Genomic DNA, 20234 nt, shown 5'->3' on the forward strand with positions numbered 1-20234 from the left:
GCGCATGCACGACAACCGTTTCTCCGGCACCCTCCACTTCCCCGGTGACGAGGATTTCGAGGAGGCGTGCTTCGGGCGGGTCTTCAACGCCCGCCGTCCGTCAAACCGTTCACCCGCGGCCGTCCTGAAGGCGGTCTGCGAGCAGGACGTCGCCGAAGGCGTGCGGCTCGCGATCGAGCGCGGCTGGCAGGTCGCCGTCCGCTCCGGAGGGCACAGCTGGGCGGCGTGGTCGGTGCGCGAAGAGGCGCTGCTCATCGATCTCGGGGGTTTCCACGAGCTGTCGTACGACGAGACGACCGGGATCGTGACGGCCACCACCAGTGTGAAGGGCGGCGACGAACTCAACCCGTATCTGAGCACGTTCGGCCGGTTCTTCAACGGCGGGCACTGTCCGTCCGTCGGCATCGGCGGCTTTCTGCTCCAGGGCGGACAGGGCTGGAACGCGCGTGGCTGGGGCTGGGCGGCGGAGAACATCGTCGCCCTCGACATCGTCACCGCCGAGGGTGAGCTGGTGCGCGCGGACGAGACGCACCACAGCGATCTGTTCTGGGCGGCGCGGGGTGCCGGGCCGGGCTTCTTCGGGGTGGTCACCCGTGTCCACCTGCGTACGCGCCCGCTCCCGAAGCATTTGGCGCACACCGTGCACGCGTACCCGCTGGACCTCTTCGACGAGGTCATGACCTGGCTGCACGGCATGCACCACACGGTCTCCGACCTGGTGGAGATCGTCGCGCTGACGCAGACCCCGCCCGGCGGTGACGGGCCGGTGCTGCTGGTCACGGGCGTGTCGATGACCGACACGCCCGAGCAGGCCGCCGATGCGCTGGCCCCGCTGCACGCCAATCCGTACGCGGACCGGGCGCTGTTCCGGGTCGAGGCACAGCCGACGACGCTGGCCGAGCAGCTCCAGGGACAGCGCGTCGCCAACCCCGAAGGCCACCGCTATCTGGTCGACAACGCGTGGCTGACCGGGCCCGCCGACGAGGTCGTCCCGGCGATCCGCAAGGCGTTCACCGAGCAGCCGACCCGGCAGACCTTCACCATCTGGTTCTCCATGGCCCCGCTACGTGAACTCCCCGACATGGCCTTCTCGTTGCAGTCCGAGATCTACTGCGCGACGTACGTCGTCCACGACGAGCCCGAGCGGGACGCCGAGCTGCGCGGCTGGCTCGACGAGGCGATGGCCGCGATGCAGCCGGTCACCGCCGGTCAGTACCTCGGGGACTCCGACTTCACCGTCCGGCAGCTGAAGTTCATGGGCGACGAGCAGTGGGAGCGGCTCCAGGAGATACGGGCGCAACGCGACCCCAAGGGCCTGTTCGCGGGATATCTGAGCGCGGGCTCCGTCACCAACACCAACCACTGGGAGCAGTGAGGCATGCGGTTCACGACATACGCGTACGAGGGCGTGGAGCGCGCCGGGGTCGTCCGGGACGGGATCATCCATCCGCTGCCCGAGGGGGTGACGGTGCTGGAGCTCATCGAGCAGGATGCGCTCCAGCACGCCGGCTCCGAAGCACTGGCCACAGACAGCGATCTGACGGTTGATCAGGTGCGGCTGCTGCCGCCGTTGAAGCCCCCGTCCATCCGGGACTTCGTCGGTTTCGAGGCGCACATCGAGGGTGTCTCCAAGTCGCTGGACGGCCTGGAGCACGTGCCCGAGGAGTGGTACCGGGCGCCGAACTTCTATTTCACCAATCCGCACGCGGCGTACGGCGCGCAGGACGACGTGCCGGTTCCGGCGGGCTGCTCGGTCCTCGACTTCGAGCTGGAGGTGGGTGCGGTCATCGGCCGTCCGGGCCGGGACCTCACCCCCGAGGAGGCCCGCGATCACATCGTCGGCTACCTCGTCTTCAACGACTGGTCGGCCCGCGATCTGCAGAAGCCGGAGAAGAACCTCGGCCTCGGCTTCTCCAAGGGCAAGGACTTCGCCAACACCCTCGGCCCCTTCCTGGTCACCGCAGACGAGGTGGCGGACCGGCGCGACCCGGACGGCTTCCTCGACCTGGAGATGACCGTCGCCCTCAATGGCGAGCTGATCGGCCGCGACACCCTGGCGAACGTCTCCTGGACCTTCGAGGAGATGATCGCGTACGCCGCCCGCGACGCCTGGGTCCGTCCCGGCGACATCCTCGGCTCGGGCACCTGCGGCTGGGGCGCGCTCGCCGAGTTCTGGGGCCGTGTCGGGGAGCGCACTCCCCCGCCGCTGAAGCCCGGCGACGAGGTGACGCTGACCGTGGAACGCCTCGGCACCCTCTCCAATCGCATCGTCCCCGGGCGTACGGACGTGTATCTGCCACGCGCCCGCAAGCGGGGGCGGACACCGAGGCCGTAGCACGCAGAGCTGTGCCGAGCCCGTGCGGGAGCTGTGTCCGCGCGGGCTCTTCGGCATGCGCGTATTCGCTGGTCCGATGGCTGTCATCGGTTCCACCTGAGAACTCCATGAGGGCCCTTCCTCGACGGAAGGCGCTTCATTACGCTCCCGTTTCACCGATGCTTCAATGACGCGGCCGGAAGGGGACACCCGTGGGTCTCGGAGCGATAGATCTCAATCTTCTGGTGGCGCTGGAAGCACTGCTGGAGGAGAAGAACGTCACGCACGCCGGTGTCCGGCTCTCCACCAGCCAGTCCGCGATGAGCGGCTCGCTGGCCCGGCTGCGGCGGCACTTCAACGACGAGCTGCTGGTGCGGGTGGGCCGCGAGTACGAGCTCACCCCGCTCGCGGAGCGGCTCCTGCCGGTCGTCCAGGCCTCCCTCTACAAGGCCGAGGAGGCGATGTCGCTGACCCGGCACTTCGAGCCGTCGCGCAGTCGGCAGCGATTCTCGGTGGTGATGTCGGACTACGTGATGACGGTGTTCGTGGAGCCCCTGCTGCGGGCCATAGCGCAGGAGGCGCCGGGCGTCCGCATCGACTTCCACCCCATCGTGGACGGGCAGCTGGAGACGGAGACCCATCTGCGCTGTCACGACCTGATGATCGTGCCGCTCGGGTACCAGCTGCCGGGCGTCAGCGAGGCAGTGATGCACGACCGGTTCGTGTGTCTCGTCGACCCCGACAACCCACGCCTGGTGGACGGACGGCTCGCCCTGCGCGACCTGGCGGAGATGCCGCACGCCGCTTGCGGCATCGGCAAGCTCACACCCGCCGACCGCCAGCTGGAGACCCTCGGCATCACGCCCAAGGTGCAGGTCAGCACGCCCGGCTTCAACGTGCTGCCGTTCCTGGTGAGCGGCACCGACCTGGTCGCCCTGGTGCCCGAGCGGCTCGCCCGGCGCTACGAGGGCTTCGCCCGCTGTGCCGTCGTACCCACACCGTTCCCGGACGTGCCGCTCGTCGAGGCCATGTACTGGCACCACAACCGGCACGCGGATCCCGCGCACCGCTGGCTGCGGGAGACGGTCCGCAAGGTGGGCGCCTCGCTCGACGAACCCGCGCCACCGGAGGCGGTCGAGATCGCCGAGGCGGATGCCAGCCATGAGGAACGTGCGTTTCCGGAGCTGGCCCCGGCTTCCTAGCGTGGTGCGGGAACCCGCATCCCGTACCCCCTGGAGGAAGCCGTGAGCCGCACGCGCCTGGCCGGTCGCACCGTCGTCATCACCGGAGCCGCGCAGGGCCAGGGAGCCGCCGAGGTGACCGCCGCGGCACACGAGGGCGCCTCGGTCGTCGCGACCGACGTCCTCGACGAGCCGGGTGAGAAGCTGGCCGCCTCCCTGCGCGCCGACGGCCTGGACGTGCGCTACCAGCACCTGGACGTGTCGTCCCCGGACGACTGGGCGAAGCTCGCGGCGTCGCTCTCCGAAGTGCACGGCCTCGTCAACAACGCCGGAATCCCGATGCGCGCCCGCCTCGGCTCGGTCGAACTCGCCGACTGGAACCGGGCGTTCGCCGTGAACACCACCGGCCCGATGCTCGGCATCCAGGCCCTCGCCCCCCTGATGGGCAAGGGCTCCTCCATCGTCAACGTCGGTTCGGTCGCGGGCCTCACCGCCCATCACGCGGTCGCGTACACGGCCAGCAAGTGGGCGTTGCGCGGCCTGTCCAAGGTGGCCGCCCTGGAGCTGGCGCCCCGCGGCATCCGTACGAACGTGATCCACCCCGGCTACATCGAGACCCCGCTGATGGCGACCGCGAACCCCGTCTTCACCCAGGCGCACCTCTCCATGACCCCGCAGGGCCGCCCCGGCACCTGCGACGAGGTCGCCCCGCTGGTCGTGTACCTCCTCTCGGACGAGGCGTCGTACGTGAACGGCGCCGAGATCACCGTGGACGGCGGCTACTCGGCGCACGGCGGGGTGAAGGCGATCACGAACGCGCTCGACTCGCAGTGACCGCACGGGGGCCGGAAGTGGTGACGGTGGCGCTCATCGGTCAGCCTCCCAGGCGCAGGCCCGCGAGCCAGACGTCCGGGGCGCCCGGTCCGTCACCGGTCGGCCCGTGCGGCACCGACTCGGGTGGGGCGGCGGGTGTCCGGCGCATCGGCCTCCGGAGCCGGGGAAGCAGCAGGGCGAGGACCGTGCGGGTGCGGTGCATGGGCACGAGGGTGGTCATGGGAACCTCCGGTGTCGTGAGGTGCTTTCACCCCACCGACGGACGGCCCCTACGTCGATCGACACTCCGCGAGCCGTTTCTCCAGAAAGCGTCGCTCGGCGTCGTTCTCCACCAGTTCCAGCGCCCTGGCGTACGCCTCCGCCGCCTCCGCCGGGCGCCCGGCACGCCGCAGCAGGTCCGCGCGCGTGGCGGGCAGCAGGTGGTAGTCGTCCAGCTCGCCCTCCGCCTCCAGCTCCGCCACCCTGGCCAGCCCCGCTTCCGGGCCTTCGGCCATGCCCACGGCGACCGCCCGGTTGAGGCGCACCACGGCGGAGGGCACGAAGCGCTCCAGCTCGCCGTACAGCGCCGCGATGTCGGCCCAGTCCGTGTCCTCGGCCGTCTCGGCGGTGGTGTGGCAGGCGGCGATGGCGGCCTGGATCTGGTACGGGCCCGGACGCCCGCGGCGCAGGGCGGTCTCCAGCAGGCCGGCGCCCTCGTCGACGGCTGCCTTGTCCCAGGCCGTACGGTCCTGGTCCTCCAGCGTCACCAGCTCGCCCGCCGCGTCGACCCGCGTGCCGCGCCGGGCGTCGTGCAGCAGCAACAGCGCTAGCAGACCGAGCACTTCGGGCTCGTCGGGCATCAGGCGGGCCAGCACACGGGCCAGGCGGATCGCCTCCGCGCACAGGTTCGTGCGGACCAGGTCGGCGCCGGACGTGGCCGCGTACCCCTCGTTGAAGAGGAGGTAGACCACGCCGAGCACACCCGTCGTGCGCTCGGGCAGCAGATGCGCGGGCGGTACGCGGTACGGGATGCCGGCGTTGCGGATCTTCCGCTTGGCACGGACCAGGCGCTGAGCCATCGTCGCCTCGGGGACGAGGAAGGCACGGGCGATCTCGGGCGTGCTCAGCCCGGCGAGGGTGCGCAGGGTCAGTGCGACCCTGGCCTCGATGGGCAGCGCGGGATGGCAGCAGGTGAAGATCAGCCGCAGCCGGTCGTCCTGGACCCCGCTGTCGTCGCCGTCGTACTCCGGGTCGTACGGCCCCTCGTCCCGCGCAAGCACCGCCACCTCCCGCAGCTTCGCCGCCCCGACCGCCTCCCGGCGCAGTACGTCCAGGGCGCGGTTGCGGGCGGTCGTCGTCAGCCAGGCGCCGGGGCGGCGCGGAATCCCGTCGCGCCGCCACCGGTCCAGGGCCTGGGCGAAGGCGTCCTGGGCGCACTCCTCGGCGAGGTCCCAGTCGCCGGTCACCCGGATCAGGGTGGCGACGACCTGGCCCCATTCCTCGCGGAAGGCGGCGGCGACCGCCTCCTCGACGCCGTCGTCGTTCACTCCCAGACCGGCCGCACCTCCACCGAGCCGCCGCCCAGCGCCGCCGGGTGCCGGGACGCGAGCGCGATGGCCTCGTCGAGGTCGGCGACCTCGATGATGTCGAAGCCCGCGACGTATTCCTTGGACTCCACGAACGGGCCGTCGCTGAGCAGGACTTCGTCGCCCTGGACGCGCACGGTGGTGGCGTCGGTGGACGGCCGCAGTCGCGCGCCGCCCTTCACCACGTCGCGGCTGCGGACCTCGTCGATGTACGAGGTGAAGCGGGGGTCGTCGGCGATCTCCTCGGGGCTGAGCTCCTCGCCGCCGACGGGTGTGCAGATGAAGAACACGTACTTCATGACCGGCCCTCCTGGTCTCCCTGGATTCCGGCGTCGAACGGGACCGAGGTGTGCTGGTGGACGATCTGCCACTTGTCGCCGGCGGCCCGGTAGCCGGTGGTCACCCGCGCCGTGGTGTCCAGCGGTTCGCCGCCGGCGAGCGTGGCCCGCATCCGTACGAGCGCATGGCTGAACGCGACGCTCTCGTCGACCCGGACACGGAAGTCGAGCACTTCGCGCTCCACGGGTCCGACCAGCGTCGCCCACCACCACTCCTCCGCCTTGCGCAGGGCGTCGATCCCGCGCTGTTCCAGACCGCTCACGGGGTGGAAGACCTCGACGTCAGGGGCGTAGCAGGCCATCGCCCGGTCGATGTCGTGCTCGCGGGCGGCGGCGGTGAGCTCCGCGTCGAGGCGGCGGATCTCCCCCTCGGTGTCCTCGTCGTCCCAGAAGGCGCGCACCTCCATGGCCCCGATGGACGCCACGGGATGCTTGGCGGCCGCCTCGACAGCTTCCTCCAGGCTGTCGCACTCGAGGATGTCGTAGCCGGCGACGTACTCCTTCGTCTCCGCGAACGGCCCGTCGGTGCGCAGCACCTCACCGTCGCGCACCCGCACGGTGACCGCGTCGGCGGGGAGCCTCAGCCGGTGCCCGTGCAGCCGTACGCCGCGCTCGGCGCCCAGCTCCTCGACCCAGGGTTCGACAGGTGCCATGCCCGAGGCGTCGGCGGTGTCGTCGCCGCAGACCAGCAGCATGTACTTCATGGTTCCTCCCGGTGGTCATGAGCTTCCTACACCCCACCGACGAACGGGGTCACGCCGATTCGACAGGCGTCGAAATGTTTTTCGCGTGCGGGAGGGCGGGAGCACGCGAAGGGGCCGGGGCATCAGCCCCGGCCCCCTCGCGTCCGCGTGGGTGTCGCGCGCTACGCGGACGCCGCCTGCACCGCCGTCTCACCGGTGGCACCGACCGTCGCGCGGGCGGTGTTCTTGCGCACCAGCAGCAGGGTGACCGTCGCGCCCAGCAGGGAGGCACAGCCGCAGATCACCACGCCGAGGGCCATGCCGTGGCCGAGTGCGGTCTGGGCGGCCGCCTTGGCCTGGGCGCTGCCCGCGTTGACGACCGCGAGGGGTCCGGCCGCCGCCTCCATGCCCGCGTCCTGGCCGCTGAGCTTGCCCACCAGGGCCGAGGACGCGGCGCTCATCGCGATGGTGCTGATCACGGCGGGGCCGAGGCCCTGGCCGAACTCGCGGACCAGGCTGGTGGCACCGCTGGCCATACCGGTCATCTCGATGGGTACGGCGTTCACGGCCGCCGAGGTCAGCGAGGACACCACGCAGATGAAGCCGATGCCGAGCAGCAGCACGGGGCCGATGAAGGCCGCGAGGGACGTCGTGGTGATGGGGAGCGCGGCGATCCAGAACTGTCCGGCGGCCATCGGCAGCAGGCCGCCCATCAGGAGCCAGCGGGCGTCGACGCGGGTGAGCATCTTGCTCAGCACCGGTGCGAGGAGCAGCGGGATCAGCTGGAGGATGACGAACGGCATGCTGGAACGCAGCGCGCTCTGGTGCATCACCACGCCGAGCCGGATCGAGACGCAGTACGCGGTGCCGATGAAGCCGAACATACCGGCCAGCGCGACGACGGCGGCCGCGGCGAACGACGGGATCTTCAGCAGGTCCAGGTTGAACATGGGCGAGGCGGAGCGGGTCTCAGCGACGATGAATCCGACGAGCGCCACCGCCGCGAGGGACAGCGAGCCCACGATCGGCGCGCTGCTCCATCCGCGTTCGCCGCCCTCGATGATGCCCCAGAGCAGGGCGGTGAGGCCGACGGCGATGGTGATCTGGCCCGGCCAGTCCAGGCTGCGGCCCTCGGGGGCCTTGGAGTCGGTGACCAGCTTCCAGCTCGTGACCGCGACCACCAGGCCGAGGACGACCGGCGGCACGAACGCCCAGCGGAAGTCGGCGACCGTGGCGAGAATGCCGGAGGACAGGGGCCCCACCGCGGAGGCGATGGAGATGCTGAGCGCCCACGTGGAGACCGCCTTGGCGCGGTCCTTCCCGTCGGGTGTGGCCGCCGCGATGACGGCGAGGGAGCTGGGGAAGAGCGCGGCGGCACCGACGCCCGCGAGGGCCTGACCGACCCACATCATGGTGATGTTCTGCGAGGTGGCGTTGAGGAGCTCACCGAGCGCGAGAACCAGGCCGCCGAGCACCAGCAGGCGCTTGCGTCCGAAGAGGTCTCCCACCACACCGAAATTCAGCTCAAGAATTGCGGTGGGAAGAATGAAGGCGGAGGTCACCCAGGCCACCTGGGAACCGGATGCCCCGAAAGCGGCTGTAATTTCTCCGTTGATGGGCGAGGGAACAGTGATGCACAACTGTGCCGCCGCCACCGCGAGACAACAGGCTATGAGTGTTCCGACGTCCAGTCTTTTCCGGGAGTTCAGGGTTTTCGAATCCGTCATCGTGCGTGCCCTCACTCTGCGTTTTTCTCTATGAGTTCGATGAGATTTCCCTCGGGGTCGGTGACCCAGGCCATGCGGATGCCCGGCTCGGGGGACGGTCCCGGCGGCATGGCTTCGCCCGCTCCGTGGGCCACCAGGGCCGCGTAGACGGGGGCGAGTTCGGGGGTGGTGACCGCGAAGTGCCCGTATCCCTCGGTGAGGGCGGCGGTCAACGGGTCCGGCGCCCGGAGCCCGGGCGTGGATCCGGTCCTGGCGAGGAGTTCGATGCGCCAGCCGTGCGGATGCTCCAGGACGACGGCGCTGAGGCCGGGCCCTTCGAGGGTGAACTCGAAGACGGTCTTCAGTCCGAAGGCGTCCTTGTACCAGGCGGTGAGCGCGGGCAGGTCGCGTACGTTGACGCCCACGTGGTCGAGTCGTGTGTTCACCGGCGCTCAGCCCGCCATCGCGCTGTCGCCGCCGTCGACCATGAGGTTGGCGCCGTTGATGAACGCGGCCTCGTCGGAGCAGAGGAAGGCCGCGGCCCGCGCGATGTCCTCGGGCTGCCCCACGCGTCCGACCGGGATCCGCGCCTCCAACTGCGCCTTCGGACCGTCCGGGTCGTCGAGGAAGGGCGCGGTGGCGGACGTCCGGGTCATGCCGGGGGCGATGGTGTTGACGCGGATGTGGTGCGGGGCGCCGGCCGCGCACAAGTGCATGCTCATCGCCAGCACCCCGCCCTTGGCGGCGCCGTGCGGCACCATCGGCATGAAGGGGGCGCCCCGCACGGCGGCCACCGAGGCGACGTTGAGGACGGCTCCGCCGCCGCGGGCGATCAGATGGGGCCAGGCCGCCTGCGTACAGAAGTACGGGATGTCGAGCTCATTCTTGATGGTGAAGTACCAGTCCTCGGCCGGCATGGTCTCGAACGGCCCGTTCCGCAGGGCGGAGGCGTTGTTGTAGAGGATGTCGATCCCGCCGAACGCGGCGATCCCCGCGTCGATCCACTCCCGTGCGCCCGCTTCGGTGGAGAGGTCCACCGGCGCGAGGGACTCCATGACTCCGCCGGCCTTCTCGACGAGTTCCACCGTTTCGGCGGCGGCATCGGAGTCGATGTCGCAGCCGAATACGGTGGCGCCTTCCGCGGCAAATATCTGAGCCGCGGCCCGCCCTATTCCAGCCCCCGTGCCGCTGATGAAAGCGATTTTTCCGGCCAGTCGACCCATGATTGCCGTGTCCCTTGTCCAGTGCCGCCGGTGTGCGGTGGTGGAAGCGTAGGTACGGCGTTTGGCGGGAACAAGAAAAGGGTCAGCTCAGGGCCATCGCGGTGTCGTATGGCTGGTATGCGCGGGGTCAGCCGCGGGAGGTCCCCGGCCGCACCGGAAGCGCTCGCACACTATTGCCCACGAAGCTGGAGTGACGGGAGAGTTCCCCCTCGGGGAGGGCGAGTTCGAGGTCGGGGAAGCGGGTGAACAGCCGCTCCAGGGCGATGGTGGCCTCCAGACGCGCCAGCGGGGCGCCGAGGCAGTAGTGGGCGCCGTGCCCGAGGGACAGATGCCGGGCGGCGCCGGTCCTGCCGGGGCGTGTGACGTCGAAGCGGTCGGCGTCCGGTCCGTGCGCGGCCCGGTCGCGCCCCGCGGCCGCATACCCGGCGAGGACCGGTGTGCCCCGGGGGATGACGGTGCCGTCGAGGGTCAGGTCCCGCACCGGATACCGGAACGGGAAGTAGCTGACGGGCGCGTCCCAGCGCAGCGTCTCCTCGACCACGTCCGCCCAGCTCGCCTCGCCCTTGGTGACCAGGTCCAGCTGATCCCGGTGGCCGCACAACGCCCGTACGGCGTTGGTGATGAGGTTCAGCGTGGTCTCGTGCCCGGCGATGATCATCAGTACCAGAGTGCCGATGAGCTCCTCCTGGCTGAGCCGGTCGCCCTCCTCGTCGCGGGCGGCGATCAGCGCGCTGGTGAGGTCGGTGCCGGGTTCCTCGGCCCGCGCGGTGGCCACGGCGCTCAGTACGGCCACCAGCTCACGGTTCGCGGCGACGGCCTGCTCCGGGCCGATGTCGGTGGCGACCACCTGGTTCGACAGCTGGTGCAGCCGGTCGCGGTATGCGGCGTCGACTCCGAGCAGCTCGCCGATGACGCCCATCGGCAGCGGCAGCGCGAAGTGCCTGCGCAGATCGGCGACTCCGCCCGCCTCCTCGGCCGCCCGGTGCAGGCCGTCGAGCAGTCCTTCCGTCAACTCCTCGATCCAGGGCCGCAGTTCCTCGACCCTGCGCGCGGTGAACGCCTTGCTCACCAGGGACCGCAGCCGCCGGTGGTCGTCGCCGTCGGCGGTGGTCATCCCCCGCACGGTGGCGAAGGTCAGCAACGGCCACCCGGCCGCTATCCGCCCCTCGCTCAGTGCGGTGAAGTGCCGGGCCCCCTTGGCGACATCGGGGTGCGCGAGGAACTCCTTCAGCGCGTCGTGCCCGAGCACCGCCATGCCCTCCACCTCACCGGGCAGCACCACCGGCGCGACGGCGCCCCGCGCGAGCAGCCGCGCGTTGTCGGCGTGCGGGCAGCCGCCTGCGGGGTCCATGCGGTGCGGGGTGACGGGTGAGGTGTCCACCGGGTTCTCCTGACGGGGGTGCCGAGTCGATCCGTACGACGAACGATTCTGCCCGTCTCACACGGTCAATCGAACACGTGGGAACGCCCGTTGAGGCGCCGATCACTCGACCGTCTCGCGCCGGGACAGGCGTACATCCTCGATGTCGAGTTGCCTCTGGACCTGGCGCAGCACGGTGTCGTCGATGCGGAGTTCGTCGCGGAGCCGGAGCACGGTGGCGCGTTTGCGGGCGAGGAGGGCGAGGCGGAGCGCGGTGTAGTGGCGGTCGTGCCGCAGCACCTCCTGGACGGAGGTGTCGCGGGGCAGCCGGGCCCAGCGCACCACGCCCGGCAGCAGCAGGCCCTGCACCACCAGCGTGACGACGATGACCCCTGACGTCACGAACACGATCGTGTCGCGGTCGGGGAACGGTTCGCCCGAGTCGAGCGTCATCGGCACCGATAGCGCCACGGCGAGCGACACCGCGCCCCGGAAGCCCGCCATCGCGCTGACGACCCGGGGGCGGTAGCCCATGCGGCGCAGCCGCTGCTCCGGACGGCGGTCCAGGAGGCGGATCAAGTACGGAACGGTGAACAGGAAGGCGAAACGCACCACGACGACCACCACCGACACGGCCCCGACGGCGATCAGGGCGTGGGTGAGGCCGGTGCCGGTCAGGCCGCGGACGGCGGACTGCGCCTCCACGCCCACGAGGACGAACAGGGAGCCGTTGAGCAGGAACGTCGCCAGTGACCAGAACTCCTCCGCCTGGCGGCGGGTGGCGGCCCCCACCATGCGCGGCCCCGCCTGACTCATGATCAGCCCGGCCACCACGACGGCGAGCACACCGGAGGCGTGGATCAGCTCGGCCAGCAGATAGGCGGTGAAGGGGGTGAGGATCGTGGCCACGTTGCCGAGCAGCGGATCGTCGAAGACGCGGCGGACCCGGATGCCGAACCAGGCGGTCACCACGCCGGCCGCGGCCCCACCGCCGTACGCGAGCAGGAACAGTCCGCCCACGTGCAGCGCGCTCAGGTGCTCCTCGCCGAGGTGATGCCGACGGCGAGGCCGTAGATGACCAGTGCTGTGCCGTCGTTGACCAGGCTCTCGGCGCGCAGCAGGGTCACGTTGCGGCGCGGCAGCGTCTTCGCGAGCACCCCTACGGCGGTGGGGGCGACCGCCGCGCCGAGCACCCACGCCGGTCCCCACCCGAGGCCCAGGGCGTGCGCCACCGCCGCGACGGCTCCGGCGGTGGCGATCACCAGCGTGGTGCTCAGCAGCACGATGCCGCGCAGGTTACTGCGGATCTCGCGCAAGGAGGTGGTGAGGCTCTCCCAGTACAGGAGCACCGGCAGGAAGAGCAGCAGCACCACCTCCGGCGGCAGATGCGCCTCACGCAGCGCCGGGACGAACCCCAGCAGTGCGCCGACGATGAGCAGCACGACGGGCGGGGCGATGCGGAAGCGCTGCCCGACGGCGTTGCCCACCAGCACCGCCACGCCGAGGACCACGACGAGTTCGAGTGCGAGCACGGTGTTTCTCCTGGCCAAGCGGCCGTTGTAGGTCCACCCCGCACGAGGGGTCGGGGGCGCCTCGTACGGGGTGGTCTCAGCCGGAGCCGGCCCTGGTCAGGCCAGCGTCGCGGTGTCGATCACGAAGCGGTAGCGCACGTCGGAGGCGACGACACGCTCGTACGCCTCGTTGATCTTGTCGGCCGCGATGATCTCGACCTCCGCGCCGATGCGGTGCTCGCCGCAGAAGTTCAGCATCTCCTGGGTCTCGCGGATGCCGCCGATCAGCGAACCGGCGTACGAACGGCCCTGCATGATGAGCGAGAACACGCTGAGGGAGAGCGGTTCGGCGGGAGCGCCGACGTTGACCATGGCGCCGCCCACCGCCAGCAGCCCGAGGTAGGCGTCGAGGTCGAGCTTCGCGCTGACCGTGTTCACGATCAGGTCGAAGGTGCCGGCCAGCTGCTCGAAGGTGGTCGGGTCGCTGGTGGCGTAGTAGTGGTCGGCGCCCAGGCGCAGGCCGTCGTCCATCTTCTTCAGCGACTGGGACAGGACGGTCACCTCGGCGCCCATCGCGTGGGCGATCTTGACGGCCATGTGGCCGAGTCCGCCGAGGCCGATCACGGCGACCTGCTTGCCCGGGCCCGCGCCCCAGCGGCGCAGCGGCGAGTACGTCGTGATGCCCGCGCACATCAGCGGGGCCGCCTCGTCGAGGCCGATGCCCTCGGGGATGTTGACGACGAAGTCCTCGGTCACCACGACGTGGGTGGAGTAGCCCCCTTGGGTGAGCGTGCCGTCCTTGTCGATCGAGCCGTAGGTGAGGGTGTTGCCCTTGAGGCAGTACTGCTCGTCGCCCTTGCGGCAGTTGACGCACTCGCGGCAGGAGTCGACCATGCAGCCGACGCCGACCCGGTCACCGACGGCGTGCCGGGTGACCTGGGAGCCGACCTCGGTGACGATGCCGGCGATCTCGTGACCGGGGACCAGGGGGTAGGTCGCCGGGCCCCATTCGCCGCGGACGTTGTGGAGGTCGGAGTGGCAGATGCCGCAGTACTTGATCTCGATGAGGACGTCGTGCGGGCCGACGTCGCGGCGCTCGACGGTGGTCGGGGTGAGCGGTTCGGTAGCGGAGGTCGCGGCGTAGGCGTTGACGGTGAGCATGGTTCTCCGGTCCTGTGTTTCTGGTGGAACTGCTGGTGGAACTGCCGTTGGGGGCAGGGGGCTTGGTCGGTTCGGGACGATCCGCGTCACGGCGAAGCTCGCCTCGGAACTGGTGACAGCCCTGGCGACACATGCGGCACAATGTCCGCATTTCGCACGGTACGCGGTCTCGACCGCTTCATTGCGCTCACCATCGGCGTCCACGAGGGTGACTTCCTTGTCGACAGCGCCTGCCCGGGTGCGGCCGTTCGTGGCCAGGGGGTGCGGTCAGGGCTGGATGAGGACCTTCAGCGCCTCGCGGCCGGCCATCGCCCGGTAGCCCTCCGGTACGTCGTCCAGGGGCACTTCGCCGTACTGCGGCGCGCCGACCCGGCTGACGGTGCCGCCGGCGCGGACCACGCCGAGCAACATCTCCAGGGCGGGCAGGGTGCCGACGCACTCCAGCACGGTATGGGTGCCGTCGCCGACGACCGTCACTGTCGTACGGGCGTTGACGCCGGCGGTGACCGCGCAGTGGTGGCCGGTGCAGAACACGTCGGACAGGGGCAGCAGGGACGGCAGGAGCGCCGAGTCCTCGACGACGCCGAGGAACTCGTGACCGATGCGGCCGCCGCCGTGCTCCGAGGCCGGCATCGATCCGTACGGCCACAGGTCGCTGCCGCAGACGCAGGAACGCAGGACGCGTACGACGGCGTCAGTGGGCTTCTGGATCTTCGGGTCCGACACCTCGTCCACGCGCACGTCACCGGCACCGTAGATCAGGGTTGCTCGCATGGGATTCTTCCGATCTTGCGCTGCTCTACAGGGAGTTGCCGGAACGCCGGCCCGGCGGGAACGTCAGTTGTGGTCGACGAGCGCCATGTGGTCCTCGCCCAGGCGCTCGCCGGCGGCCGGAGTGAGGTGGTCGAGCTTGTGGAGCTGTCCGGGGGTCAGCACCACGGCGTCGGCGGCGGTGTTCTCCTCCAGGTGGGAGACGCGCCGGGTGCCGGGGATCGGGGCGATGTCGTCGCCCTGCGCCACCAGCCAGGCCAGACACACCTGCGCCGGGGTGACGCCGGCCTCGTCGGCGACGGCCTTGACCTCGTCGGCGAGGCGCAGGTTCTGCCGGAAGTACTCGGCGTTGTTGAAGCGCGGCATGGTGGCGCGCAGGTCGACCTCGGCGTCGAACCAGTCCGTCGTACGGAATCCACCGGCGAGGAAGCCGTGGCCCAGCGGTGCCCACGGCACGAAGCCGATGCCCAGTTCCCGCGTCACCGGCAGGATCTCCGTCTCCGGGTCCCGGAACCACAGGGAGTACTCGGTCTGCACCGCCACCAGCGGGTGCGTGGCGTGGGCGTGGCCGGTCGACCCGGTGCTGGTAGAGCAGGTCGATGTAGTCGGTACCCAGCCGCTTGAGGGAGCCCTCCACCGCGACACGGATGCTCTCCGGGCTGCTGTCCAGGGAACCTTCCGGGCGGCCCGAGTACGACACGAAGCCGAACTTCGACGCCGGCACCACCTGGTCACGGCGGCCCTGCAGTGCCTTGCCGACGAGCTCCTCGTTGAGGAAGGGCCCGTACGCCTCGGCGGTGTCGATGTGTGTGACGCCCAGGTCGAGCGCCCGGTGGATGGCTCGGATGCCTTCCTCGTTGTCCGCGTTCGCTCCGGTGTAGAGCGCGTTGATCGGCATGGCGCCCATGCCGATCCGGGTGACGTCCAGCTGTCCGCCGAGCTTGATGTGCTTCACGGTGGTGCTCCATACGTTCTCAGATGTGTGAGGACGAGATCTCCCACGGCACCAACCCTCTCCGGCGGGCTCACCGCGTGGCAGACCGCGCTGTGCCGGGGAGCCGTGTTCCGGGGTGCGACAGGGCCCCCCACGCGCCTGCCGCGCAGGTCACGGCGCCGCCGCACTGGAAGCCATGAAGAGTGAGCAGCAGAACGGCACCGAGCTGGGGCGCTTCCTGCGCGCCCGCCGGGCCCGGGTGACCCCCGAGGAGGCCGGCCTGCGGGCCGGCGCCGGCCTGCGCCGTACGCCCGGGCTGCGCCGTGAGGAACTGGCCACCCTGGCCGGGATCAGCATCGACTACTACGTCCGCCTGGAGCGCGGCAAGGAGACCCGCCCGAGCCCGTCCGTGGTCGACGCCCTGGCCCGCGCCCTCCTGCTGGAGGAGACCGAGCACGAGCACCTGCGCAGCCTGGCCGCCCTCGCCGCCCGGCGCGCGCCCGAACCGCCGGTCGCGCCCAGCCGTACCGTACGGCCCGGCGTCAGACTCCTGCTGGAGAGCCTGCGCCCTGGTCCCTCGCATGTGGTCAGCCGCACCAACGACCTGCTGGCCTGGAACCCCGCCGGGCTCCGGCTGCTCCCCGGTATGGAGGACTGGCCGCTCAGGCAGCGCAACATCGCGCGCTACGTCTTCCTCCACCCGGCGGCCCGTGAGCTGTTCCACGACTGGGACCACCAGATCCGCGGCTGCGTCGCCCGGCTGCGCGCCTTGGCAGGCACCGACCCGGACGCCCCCGACCTGACCCGGCTGGCCGGTGAACTCCTGCTGAAAAGCCCGGAGTTCGCGCGTCTGTGGGAGCGCTACGACGTCAAGGGGAGCACCCACGGCCGCAAGACGTTCCACCACCCCGAGGTCGGCGATCTCACCCTCGGCTACCAGTCGATGGAGCTGGAGGGCACCCCCGGCCACCGCCTGATCACCTACTACGCCGAACCGGGCACCGCCGAGCACGACGCGATCGTCCTGCTCGACATGCTGGCGCCCGAGAACGCCTCGCACCGGCCGGTGCCGAGCGACGGTCCGTCGGCTTCCGCCCCGTCCTTCTGACGCCTGGGCGTCAGGACGACGGGGCCGAGGGGGTCAGCTGTCGAGGTCGTCGGCGAAGTGCCGGAACCCGTGCCGGTCCTGGTGCATGCTCCACAGAGTGTCCGCGAGCGCGGCCGGGTCCTTCCTCGGGTGACCGGGAATGATCGCGCCGGGGATGATGAGCTGCGCGACGTGAATGCCGTCGGCGGCGAGCGTGTCGTGCAGCAGATGGCCGTACGCACTCTCGGCGGCGAAGGCGATCGACGTACCGGCGCGTTCGGGGTGCGGAACCACGGCGGTACCGCCGTTGACGAAGAGGATGGTGCCGCGGCCGAGGGCGCGCATGCCGGGCAGCACCTGTCGCACGGCGACGACCGGCCCGTAGACGGAGAACTCGATCGGGCCCACCAGGTCGGCGGGGCCGGTCTCCAGGACGGGCCGCATGAAGTCCCGGTGCGGGACCGGGCTGTACTGCAGGACCTCGATCGGACCCAGGGTGGCGGTCGCCGCGTCCAGGGCGGCTTCGAGGGCCTTCGGATCGCGTACCTCGGCGGCGAAACCGCGCGCCGAGATGCCCTCCCCGGTCACGTCGGCGGCGAGGGCATCGGCCCGTTCCCGGTCGCGGGAGATGAGCGCGACGTCGTACCCCTCGCGGCCGAACCGCCGGGCGACGGCGGCTCCGAGACCGGGTCCCGCTCCGATGACGGCGATGGTGGTCATGTTCCCTCCGGGTCGTGCGGGTCCGGGTGACCTCTGGCTGACGGTACCCGTCGTTCAGCGCGGCAGGAGCCCGCATCGTCGTGGCGGACGCCTCGGGGGCTCGTGATGCGTCTGATGGTGTTCGCGGCGTAGTGGCTGTACTTGGAGCGGCAGGGCCCCACGTGCCTCTTCCGCAGGTCAGGGCAGCTCGCTGAGCCGGGCGTGCGGCCTTGCGGACCCACGCGCCCGGCCTTTGTGCGCGGGGCGTCAGGGGCGAAGCAGTGCCTTGATGGCGCGGCGTTCGTCCATGGCGCGGTAGCCCTCGGCGACCTCGTCGAGGGGGAGGGTCAGGTCGAAGACCTTGCCGGGGTTGATACGGCCGTCCAGGACCCGGTCGATGAGGTCGGGCAGGAAGCGGCGCACGGGCGCCGGGCCGCCACGCAGGCCGACGTGGGAGAAGAACAGTTCCTGGCCGTCGACGGCCACGCCGTGCGGGACGCCGACGAAACCGACGTTGCCGCCGGGGCGGGTGGAACGCAGCGCCTGGAGCATGGACTCCTGGGTGCCGACGCACTCCAGGACGGAGTCGGCGCCGATGCCACCGGTGAGTTCCTTGACGCGGGCGATGCCTTCGTCGCCGCGCTCGGTGACGATGTCGGTGGCGCCGAACTCGGTCGCGAGCTTCTGCCGCGACGCGTGGCGGCTCATCGCGATGATGCGTGCGGCGCCCAGTTCCTTGGCGGCGATGACCCCGGACAGGCCGACCGCGCCGTCACCGACGACGACCACCGTGGAGCCGGGCTGGACCTCGGCGGCGACGGCCGCGTACCAGCCGGTGCCCATGACGTCGGACAGCGTCAGCAGGCTGGGGATCAGGTCGTCGGCCGGCTGGCCGGGGGTGGCGACCAGGGTGCCGTCGGCCGTCGGGACACGGATGTAATCGGCCTGGCAGGTGCTCATGAACTCGCGGTGCACACACGAGGACTGGTAGCCGTTGCGGCAGTTCGGACAGGTGTTGTCCGAGGTGGCGAACGAGCCGACGACGAACTGGCCCGGCTTGACGGAGGTGACCTCGCCGCCGACCTCCTCGACGACGCCGACGTACTCGTGGCCCATCGGGTGGGGCTCGTCCACGGGGTTGATACCGCGGTAGTCCCACAGGTCGGAGCCGCAGACGCAGGTGGCGGCGGTGCGGATGATCGCGTCGGTGGGCCTGAGGATCTTCGGCTCGGGAACGTCCTCGATACGGATGTCACCGGGCTTGTGGATGATGGTTGCGCGCATGGTGGTGTCTCAGCTCGTGAGGGGTCTCAGGGGCGGGTGCGGGTGCTGACGCGCTTGCCGCCGTAGTCCGCGTCGGTGACGTGTTCGAGCCAGTTGACGTCGTCGCCCTCCCACAGGGCGATGTGGCTCATGAACTGCTCGGGGGCGGCGCCGTGCCAGTGCTCCTCACCCGCGGGTGTGTGGATGACGTCGCCGGGGTGGGCTTCGAGGATGTCGCCGCCGCGGGACTGGATGAGGGCGATGCCTTCGACGATGCAGAGGGTCTGGCCCAGGCCGTGGGAGTGCCAGGCGGTGCGGGCGCCGGGCGTGAATCGGACCATGTTCGCCCGGGCCCGGGAGGGCTCCTGGCCCCGGTAGATGACATCGGCGTACGCGTCACCGGTGAACCAGTCGGCGGGCAGCTTCATGGTCGGGGGCGGCTTCAGCAGTTCCATGGGTCTCTGTCTTTCTGTGCTGTGACATGCTGCGATGCGGGTGCTGGGGGAATGCCGAAACAAAGGTGGAAAGCAGTCACGCCGGTTCGGGCGAATGCCTTTCGCGGACCGTTCACGCCACCGGCCGCGTCACCGACATTGCCACCGTCGCGCGATCCCGCAAAGAGGAGAATTCCATCCCGGGAGAAGAACATCCAGGGAGAGAACTCTCCCCCTCGCAGGACGGAGAGGTGGTGCCAGACTGGCGGCATGACGAGCGACGCGCACCTCAACGAACTGGGGGAATTCCTCAAGGCCCGGCGCGCCGAGCTCAGCCCCCGCACGGTCGGCCTGCCCGAGTCCGGCGGCCCCCGGCGGGTGTCCGGGCTGCGCCGCGAGGAGGTCGCCCTGCTCGCCGCCATCAGCACCGACTACTACACCCGCGTGGAGCAGGGCCGCATGCGGCCGTCCGCGCCCGTGCTGGCCACCATCGCCCGCGTACTGCACCTGGGTGACGATCAGCGGGACTATCTGTTCGAGCTGGCCGGAAAGGAAGCGGGACGGCCGCGCAGGCGTTCCGTACAGAAAGTCCAGCCGCAGTTGCAGCGGCTGCTCGACGATCTCACGGCCACCCCGGGAATGGTTCTGGGCCGCCGTGACGACATTCTGGCGTGGAATCCTTTGGCCGCCGCTCTGGTCACCGATTTCGGGAAAATCCCGGAGAAGAAGCGGAACTATGTCCGGCTGCTCTTCACCGATCCCGCGATGAAGTCGCTGTACGCGGACTGGGAAGGCGTCGCCCGGGGCACGGTCGCCCAGCTGCGCAGGGAAGCCGCGCGGTATCCCGACGATCCCCGGCTGACCGCCCTCGTCGGCGAGCTGTCGGTACAGGACGCCCACTTCCGGCAGTGGTGGGGAGCCCACCATGTGGCGGCCCGCACGGTGGGCACCAAGACGCTCAACCACCCGGTCGCGGGCGAACTCGTCCTCGACTGGGACACCCTCACCTGCAGCACCGACCCCGACCAGCAGCTCGTCATCTGGTCCGCGGAGCCCGGCACGCCCTCGTACAAGGGCCTGCGCTTCCTCTCCTCCTGGGCCACGAGCGACCGCCGGCCGGCCGCGCCCCACACCGCCGGCTGAGCCGGCACCGCCTCCGCCCTTCCCCGG

At 70.7% G+C, this 20234-nt stretch carries 21 protein-coding genes and 1 pseudogene; 6 read left to right on the top strand and 16 right to left on the bottom strand.

Annotated features, from left to right (window positions below):
- Positions 1 to 4: 4 nt before the first annotated feature.
- From AB5J50_RS06145 to AB5J50_RS06160, 4 genes are all read left to right on the top strand, one after another.
- Positions 5 to 1375 carry an FAD-binding oxidoreductase gene (locus AB5J50_RS06145; RefSeq protein WP_369255630.1) on the top strand — a complete coding sequence of 457 codons (1371 nt, stop codon included), beginning with the start codon at positions 5 to 7 and terminating at the stop codon, positions 1373 to 1375.
- A gap of 3 nt (positions 1376 to 1378) precedes the next feature.
- Entirely contained in the window at positions 1379 to 2335 is a 957-nt protein-coding gene (locus AB5J50_RS06150; RefSeq protein ID WP_369255632.1) for a fumarylacetoacetate hydrolase family protein, read from the top strand.
- A gap of 191 nt (positions 2336 to 2526) precedes the next feature.
- Complete coding sequence (locus tag AB5J50_RS06155; RefSeq protein ID WP_369255634.1) at positions 2527 to 3516, top strand: LysR family transcriptional regulator; 990 nt, start codon at positions 2527 to 2529, stop codon at positions 3514 to 3516.
- Positions 3517 to 3558: 42 nt separating this feature from the next.
- A complete protein-coding gene (locus AB5J50_RS06160; protein ID WP_369255636.1) occupies positions 3559 to 4329 on the top strand; it encodes an SDR family NAD(P)-dependent oxidoreductase in 771 nt (256 codons plus the stop codon).
- A 40-nt stretch (positions 4330 to 4369) separates the two neighbouring features.
- On the opposite strand, the gene AB5J50_RS06165 is transcribed toward AB5J50_RS06160, so the two are convergent.
- The 13 genes and pseudogenes from AB5J50_RS06165 to AB5J50_RS06225 all read right to left on the bottom strand — a co-directional run bounded on the left by AB5J50_RS06165 (position 4370) and on the right by AB5J50_RS06225 (position 15602).
- Positions 4370 to 4549 carry a hypothetical protein gene (locus AB5J50_RS06165; protein ID WP_369255638.1) on the bottom strand — a complete coding sequence of 60 codons (180 nt, stop codon included), beginning with the start codon at positions 4547 to 4549 and terminating at the stop codon, positions 4370 to 4372.
- A 49-nt stretch (positions 4550 to 4598) separates the two neighbouring features.
- Positions 4599 to 5855 carry an RNA polymerase sigma factor gene (locus AB5J50_RS06170; RefSeq protein WP_369255640.1) on the bottom strand — a complete coding sequence of 419 codons (1257 nt, stop codon included), beginning with the start codon at positions 5853 to 5855 and terminating at the stop codon, positions 4599 to 4601.
- Positions 5852 to 6193, bottom strand: a complete 342-nt coding sequence (locus AB5J50_RS06175) for a YciI family protein (RefSeq protein ID WP_327426599.1) — start codon at positions 6191 to 6193, stop codon at positions 5852 to 5854. Before AB5J50_RS06175 ends, AB5J50_RS06170 begins: the two co-directional genes overlap by 4 nt.
- A complete protein-coding gene (locus AB5J50_RS06180) occupies positions 6190 to 6936 on the bottom strand; it encodes a nuclear transport factor 2 family protein (protein WP_369255642.1) in 747 nt (248 codons plus the stop codon). Before AB5J50_RS06180 ends, AB5J50_RS06175 begins: the two co-directional genes overlap by 4 nt.
- 161 nt (positions 6937 to 7097) lie before the next feature.
- Positions 7098 to 8642 carry an MFS transporter gene (locus AB5J50_RS06185; RefSeq protein ID WP_369255644.1) on the bottom strand — a complete coding sequence of 515 codons (1545 nt, stop codon included), beginning with the start codon at positions 8640 to 8642 and terminating at the stop codon, positions 7098 to 7100.
- A gap of 11 nt (positions 8643 to 8653) precedes the next feature.
- Positions 8654 to 9067 carry a VOC family protein gene (locus tag AB5J50_RS06190; RefSeq protein ID WP_369255646.1) on the bottom strand — a complete coding sequence of 138 codons (414 nt, stop codon included), beginning with the start codon at positions 9065 to 9067 and terminating at the stop codon, positions 8654 to 8656.
- Between the two features lie 6 nt (positions 9068 to 9073).
- On the bottom strand, positions 9074 to 9844 hold the full coding sequence (locus AB5J50_RS06195; RefSeq protein WP_369255648.1) for an SDR family NAD(P)-dependent oxidoreductase: 771 nt from the start codon (positions 9842 to 9844) through the stop codon (positions 9074 to 9076).
- Positions 9845 to 9971: 127 nt separating this feature from the next.
- Complete coding sequence (locus tag AB5J50_RS06200; protein ID WP_369255650.1) at positions 9972 to 11225, bottom strand: cytochrome P450; 1254 nt, start codon at positions 11223 to 11225, stop codon at positions 9972 to 9974.
- A 102-nt stretch (positions 11226 to 11327) separates the two neighbouring features.
- Positions 11328 to 12224, bottom strand: a complete 897-nt coding sequence (locus tag AB5J50_RS06205; protein ID WP_369255652.1) for a cation:proton antiporter — start codon at positions 12222 to 12224, stop codon at positions 11328 to 11330.
- Between the two features lie 11 nt (positions 12225 to 12235).
- Complete coding sequence (locus AB5J50_RS06210) at positions 12236 to 12736, bottom strand: cation:proton antiporter (RefSeq protein ID WP_369255654.1); 501 nt, start codon at positions 12734 to 12736, stop codon at positions 12236 to 12238.
- Positions 12737 to 12832: 96 nt separating this feature from the next.
- Positions 12833 to 13876 (bottom strand): NAD(P)-dependent alcohol dehydrogenase, encoded by a 1044-nt coding sequence (locus AB5J50_RS06215; RefSeq protein WP_327426606.1) that lies wholly within the window; start codon positions 13874 to 13876, stop codon positions 12833 to 12835.
- Positions 13877 to 14143: 267 nt separating this feature from the next.
- Entirely contained in the window at positions 14144 to 14650 is a 507-nt protein-coding gene (locus AB5J50_RS06220; protein ID WP_369255657.1) for an alcohol dehydrogenase catalytic domain-containing protein, read from the bottom strand.
- A gap of 63 nt (positions 14651 to 14713) precedes the next feature.
- A pseudogene (locus AB5J50_RS06225) lies at positions 14714 to 15602 on the bottom strand (aldo/keto reductase).
- Positions 15603 to 15777: 175 nt separating this feature from the next.
- Here AB5J50_RS06225 and AB5J50_RS06230 point away from each other — a divergent pair.
- Positions 15778 to 16689: a helix-turn-helix transcriptional regulator gene (locus tag AB5J50_RS06230; RefSeq protein WP_369255659.1), complete on the top strand. Its 912-nt coding sequence runs from the start codon at positions 15778 to 15780 to the stop codon at positions 16687 to 16689.
- Positions 16690 to 16722: 33 nt separating this feature from the next.
- Here the strand turns inward: AB5J50_RS06230 and AB5J50_RS06235 are convergent, their stop codons facing one another.
- The 3 genes from AB5J50_RS06235 to AB5J50_RS06245 all read right to left on the bottom strand — a co-directional run bounded on the left by AB5J50_RS06235 (position 16723) and on the right by AB5J50_RS06245 (position 19085).
- Positions 16723 to 17388 (bottom strand): SDR family NAD(P)-dependent oxidoreductase, encoded by a 666-nt coding sequence (locus tag AB5J50_RS06235; protein ID WP_369255661.1) that lies wholly within the window; start codon positions 17386 to 17388, stop codon positions 16723 to 16725.
- Positions 17389 to 17634: 246 nt separating this feature from the next.
- Complete coding sequence (locus AB5J50_RS06240) at positions 17635 to 18651, bottom strand: zinc-dependent alcohol dehydrogenase family protein (RefSeq protein WP_369255663.1); 1017 nt, start codon at positions 18649 to 18651, stop codon at positions 17635 to 17637.
- Positions 18652 to 18677: 26 nt separating this feature from the next.
- Positions 18678 to 19085, bottom strand: coding sequence for a cupin domain-containing protein (locus AB5J50_RS06245; RefSeq protein ID WP_369255665.1), 408 nt, complete (start codon positions 19083 to 19085; stop codon positions 18678 to 18680).
- Positions 19086 to 19334: 249 nt separating this feature from the next.
- Between AB5J50_RS06245 and AB5J50_RS06250 the strand changes: the two genes are divergently transcribed.
- A complete protein-coding gene (locus AB5J50_RS06250) occupies positions 19335 to 20207 on the top strand; it encodes a helix-turn-helix domain-containing protein (protein ID WP_369255667.1) in 873 nt (290 codons plus the stop codon).
- Positions 20208 to 20234: the final 27 nt, after the last annotated feature.

This window comes from Streptomyces sp. R35 (genome assembly GCF_041053035.1).
Taxonomy (GTDB): Bacteria; Actinomycetota; Actinomycetes; order Streptomycetales; family Streptomycetaceae; genus Streptomyces; species Streptomyces lutosisoli.

Coding starts and splice junctions, on each gene's coding strand:
- AB5J50_RS06145 (WP_369255630.1), top strand. CDS start 5: ATGCACGACAACCGTTTCTCCGGCACCCTCCACTTCCCCGGTGACGAG.
- AB5J50_RS06150 (WP_369255632.1), top strand. CDS start 1,379: ATGCGGTTCACGACATACGCGTACGAGGGCGTGGAGCGCGCCGGGGTC.
- AB5J50_RS06165 (WP_369255638.1), bottom strand. CDS start 4,549: ATGACCACCCTCGTGCCCATGCACCGCACCCGCACGGTCCTCGCCCTG.
- AB5J50_RS06175 (WP_327426599.1), bottom strand. CDS start 6,193: ATGAAGTACGTGTTCTTCATCTGCACACCCGTCGGCGGCGAGGAGCTC.
- AB5J50_RS06180 (WP_369255642.1), bottom strand. CDS start 6,936: ATGAAGTACATGCTGCTGGTCTGCGGCGACGACACCGCCGACGCCTCG.
- AB5J50_RS06185 (WP_369255644.1), bottom strand. CDS start 8,642: ATGACGGATTCGAAAACCCTGAACTCCCGGAAAAGACTGGACGTCGGA.
- AB5J50_RS06195 (WP_369255648.1), bottom strand. CDS start 9,844: ATGGGTCGACTGGCCGGAAAAATCGCTTTCATCAGCGGCACGGGGGCT.
- AB5J50_RS06215 (WP_327426606.1), bottom strand. CDS start 13,876: ATGCTCACCGTCAACGCCTACGCCGCGACCTCCGCTACCGAACCGCTC.
- AB5J50_RS06220 (WP_369255657.1), bottom strand. CDS start 14,650: ATGCGAGCAACCCTGATCTACGGTGCCGGTGACGTGCGCGTGGACGAG.
- AB5J50_RS06230 (WP_369255659.1), top strand. CDS start 15,778: ATGAAGAGTGAGCAGCAGAACGGCACCGAGCTGGGGCGCTTCCTGCGC.
- AB5J50_RS06235 (WP_369255661.1), bottom strand. CDS start 17,388: ATGACCACCATCGCCGTCATCGGAGCGGGACCCGGTCTCGGAGCCGCC.
- AB5J50_RS06240 (WP_369255663.1), bottom strand. CDS start 18,651: ATGCGCGCAACCATCATCCACAAGCCCGGTGACATCCGTATCGAGGAC.
- AB5J50_RS06245 (WP_369255665.1), bottom strand. CDS start 19,085: ATGGAACTGCTGAAGCCGCCCCCGACCATGAAGCTGCCCGCCGACTGG.
- AB5J50_RS06250 (WP_369255667.1), top strand. CDS start 19,335: ATGACGAGCGACGCGCACCTCAACGAACTGGGGGAATTCCTCAAGGCC.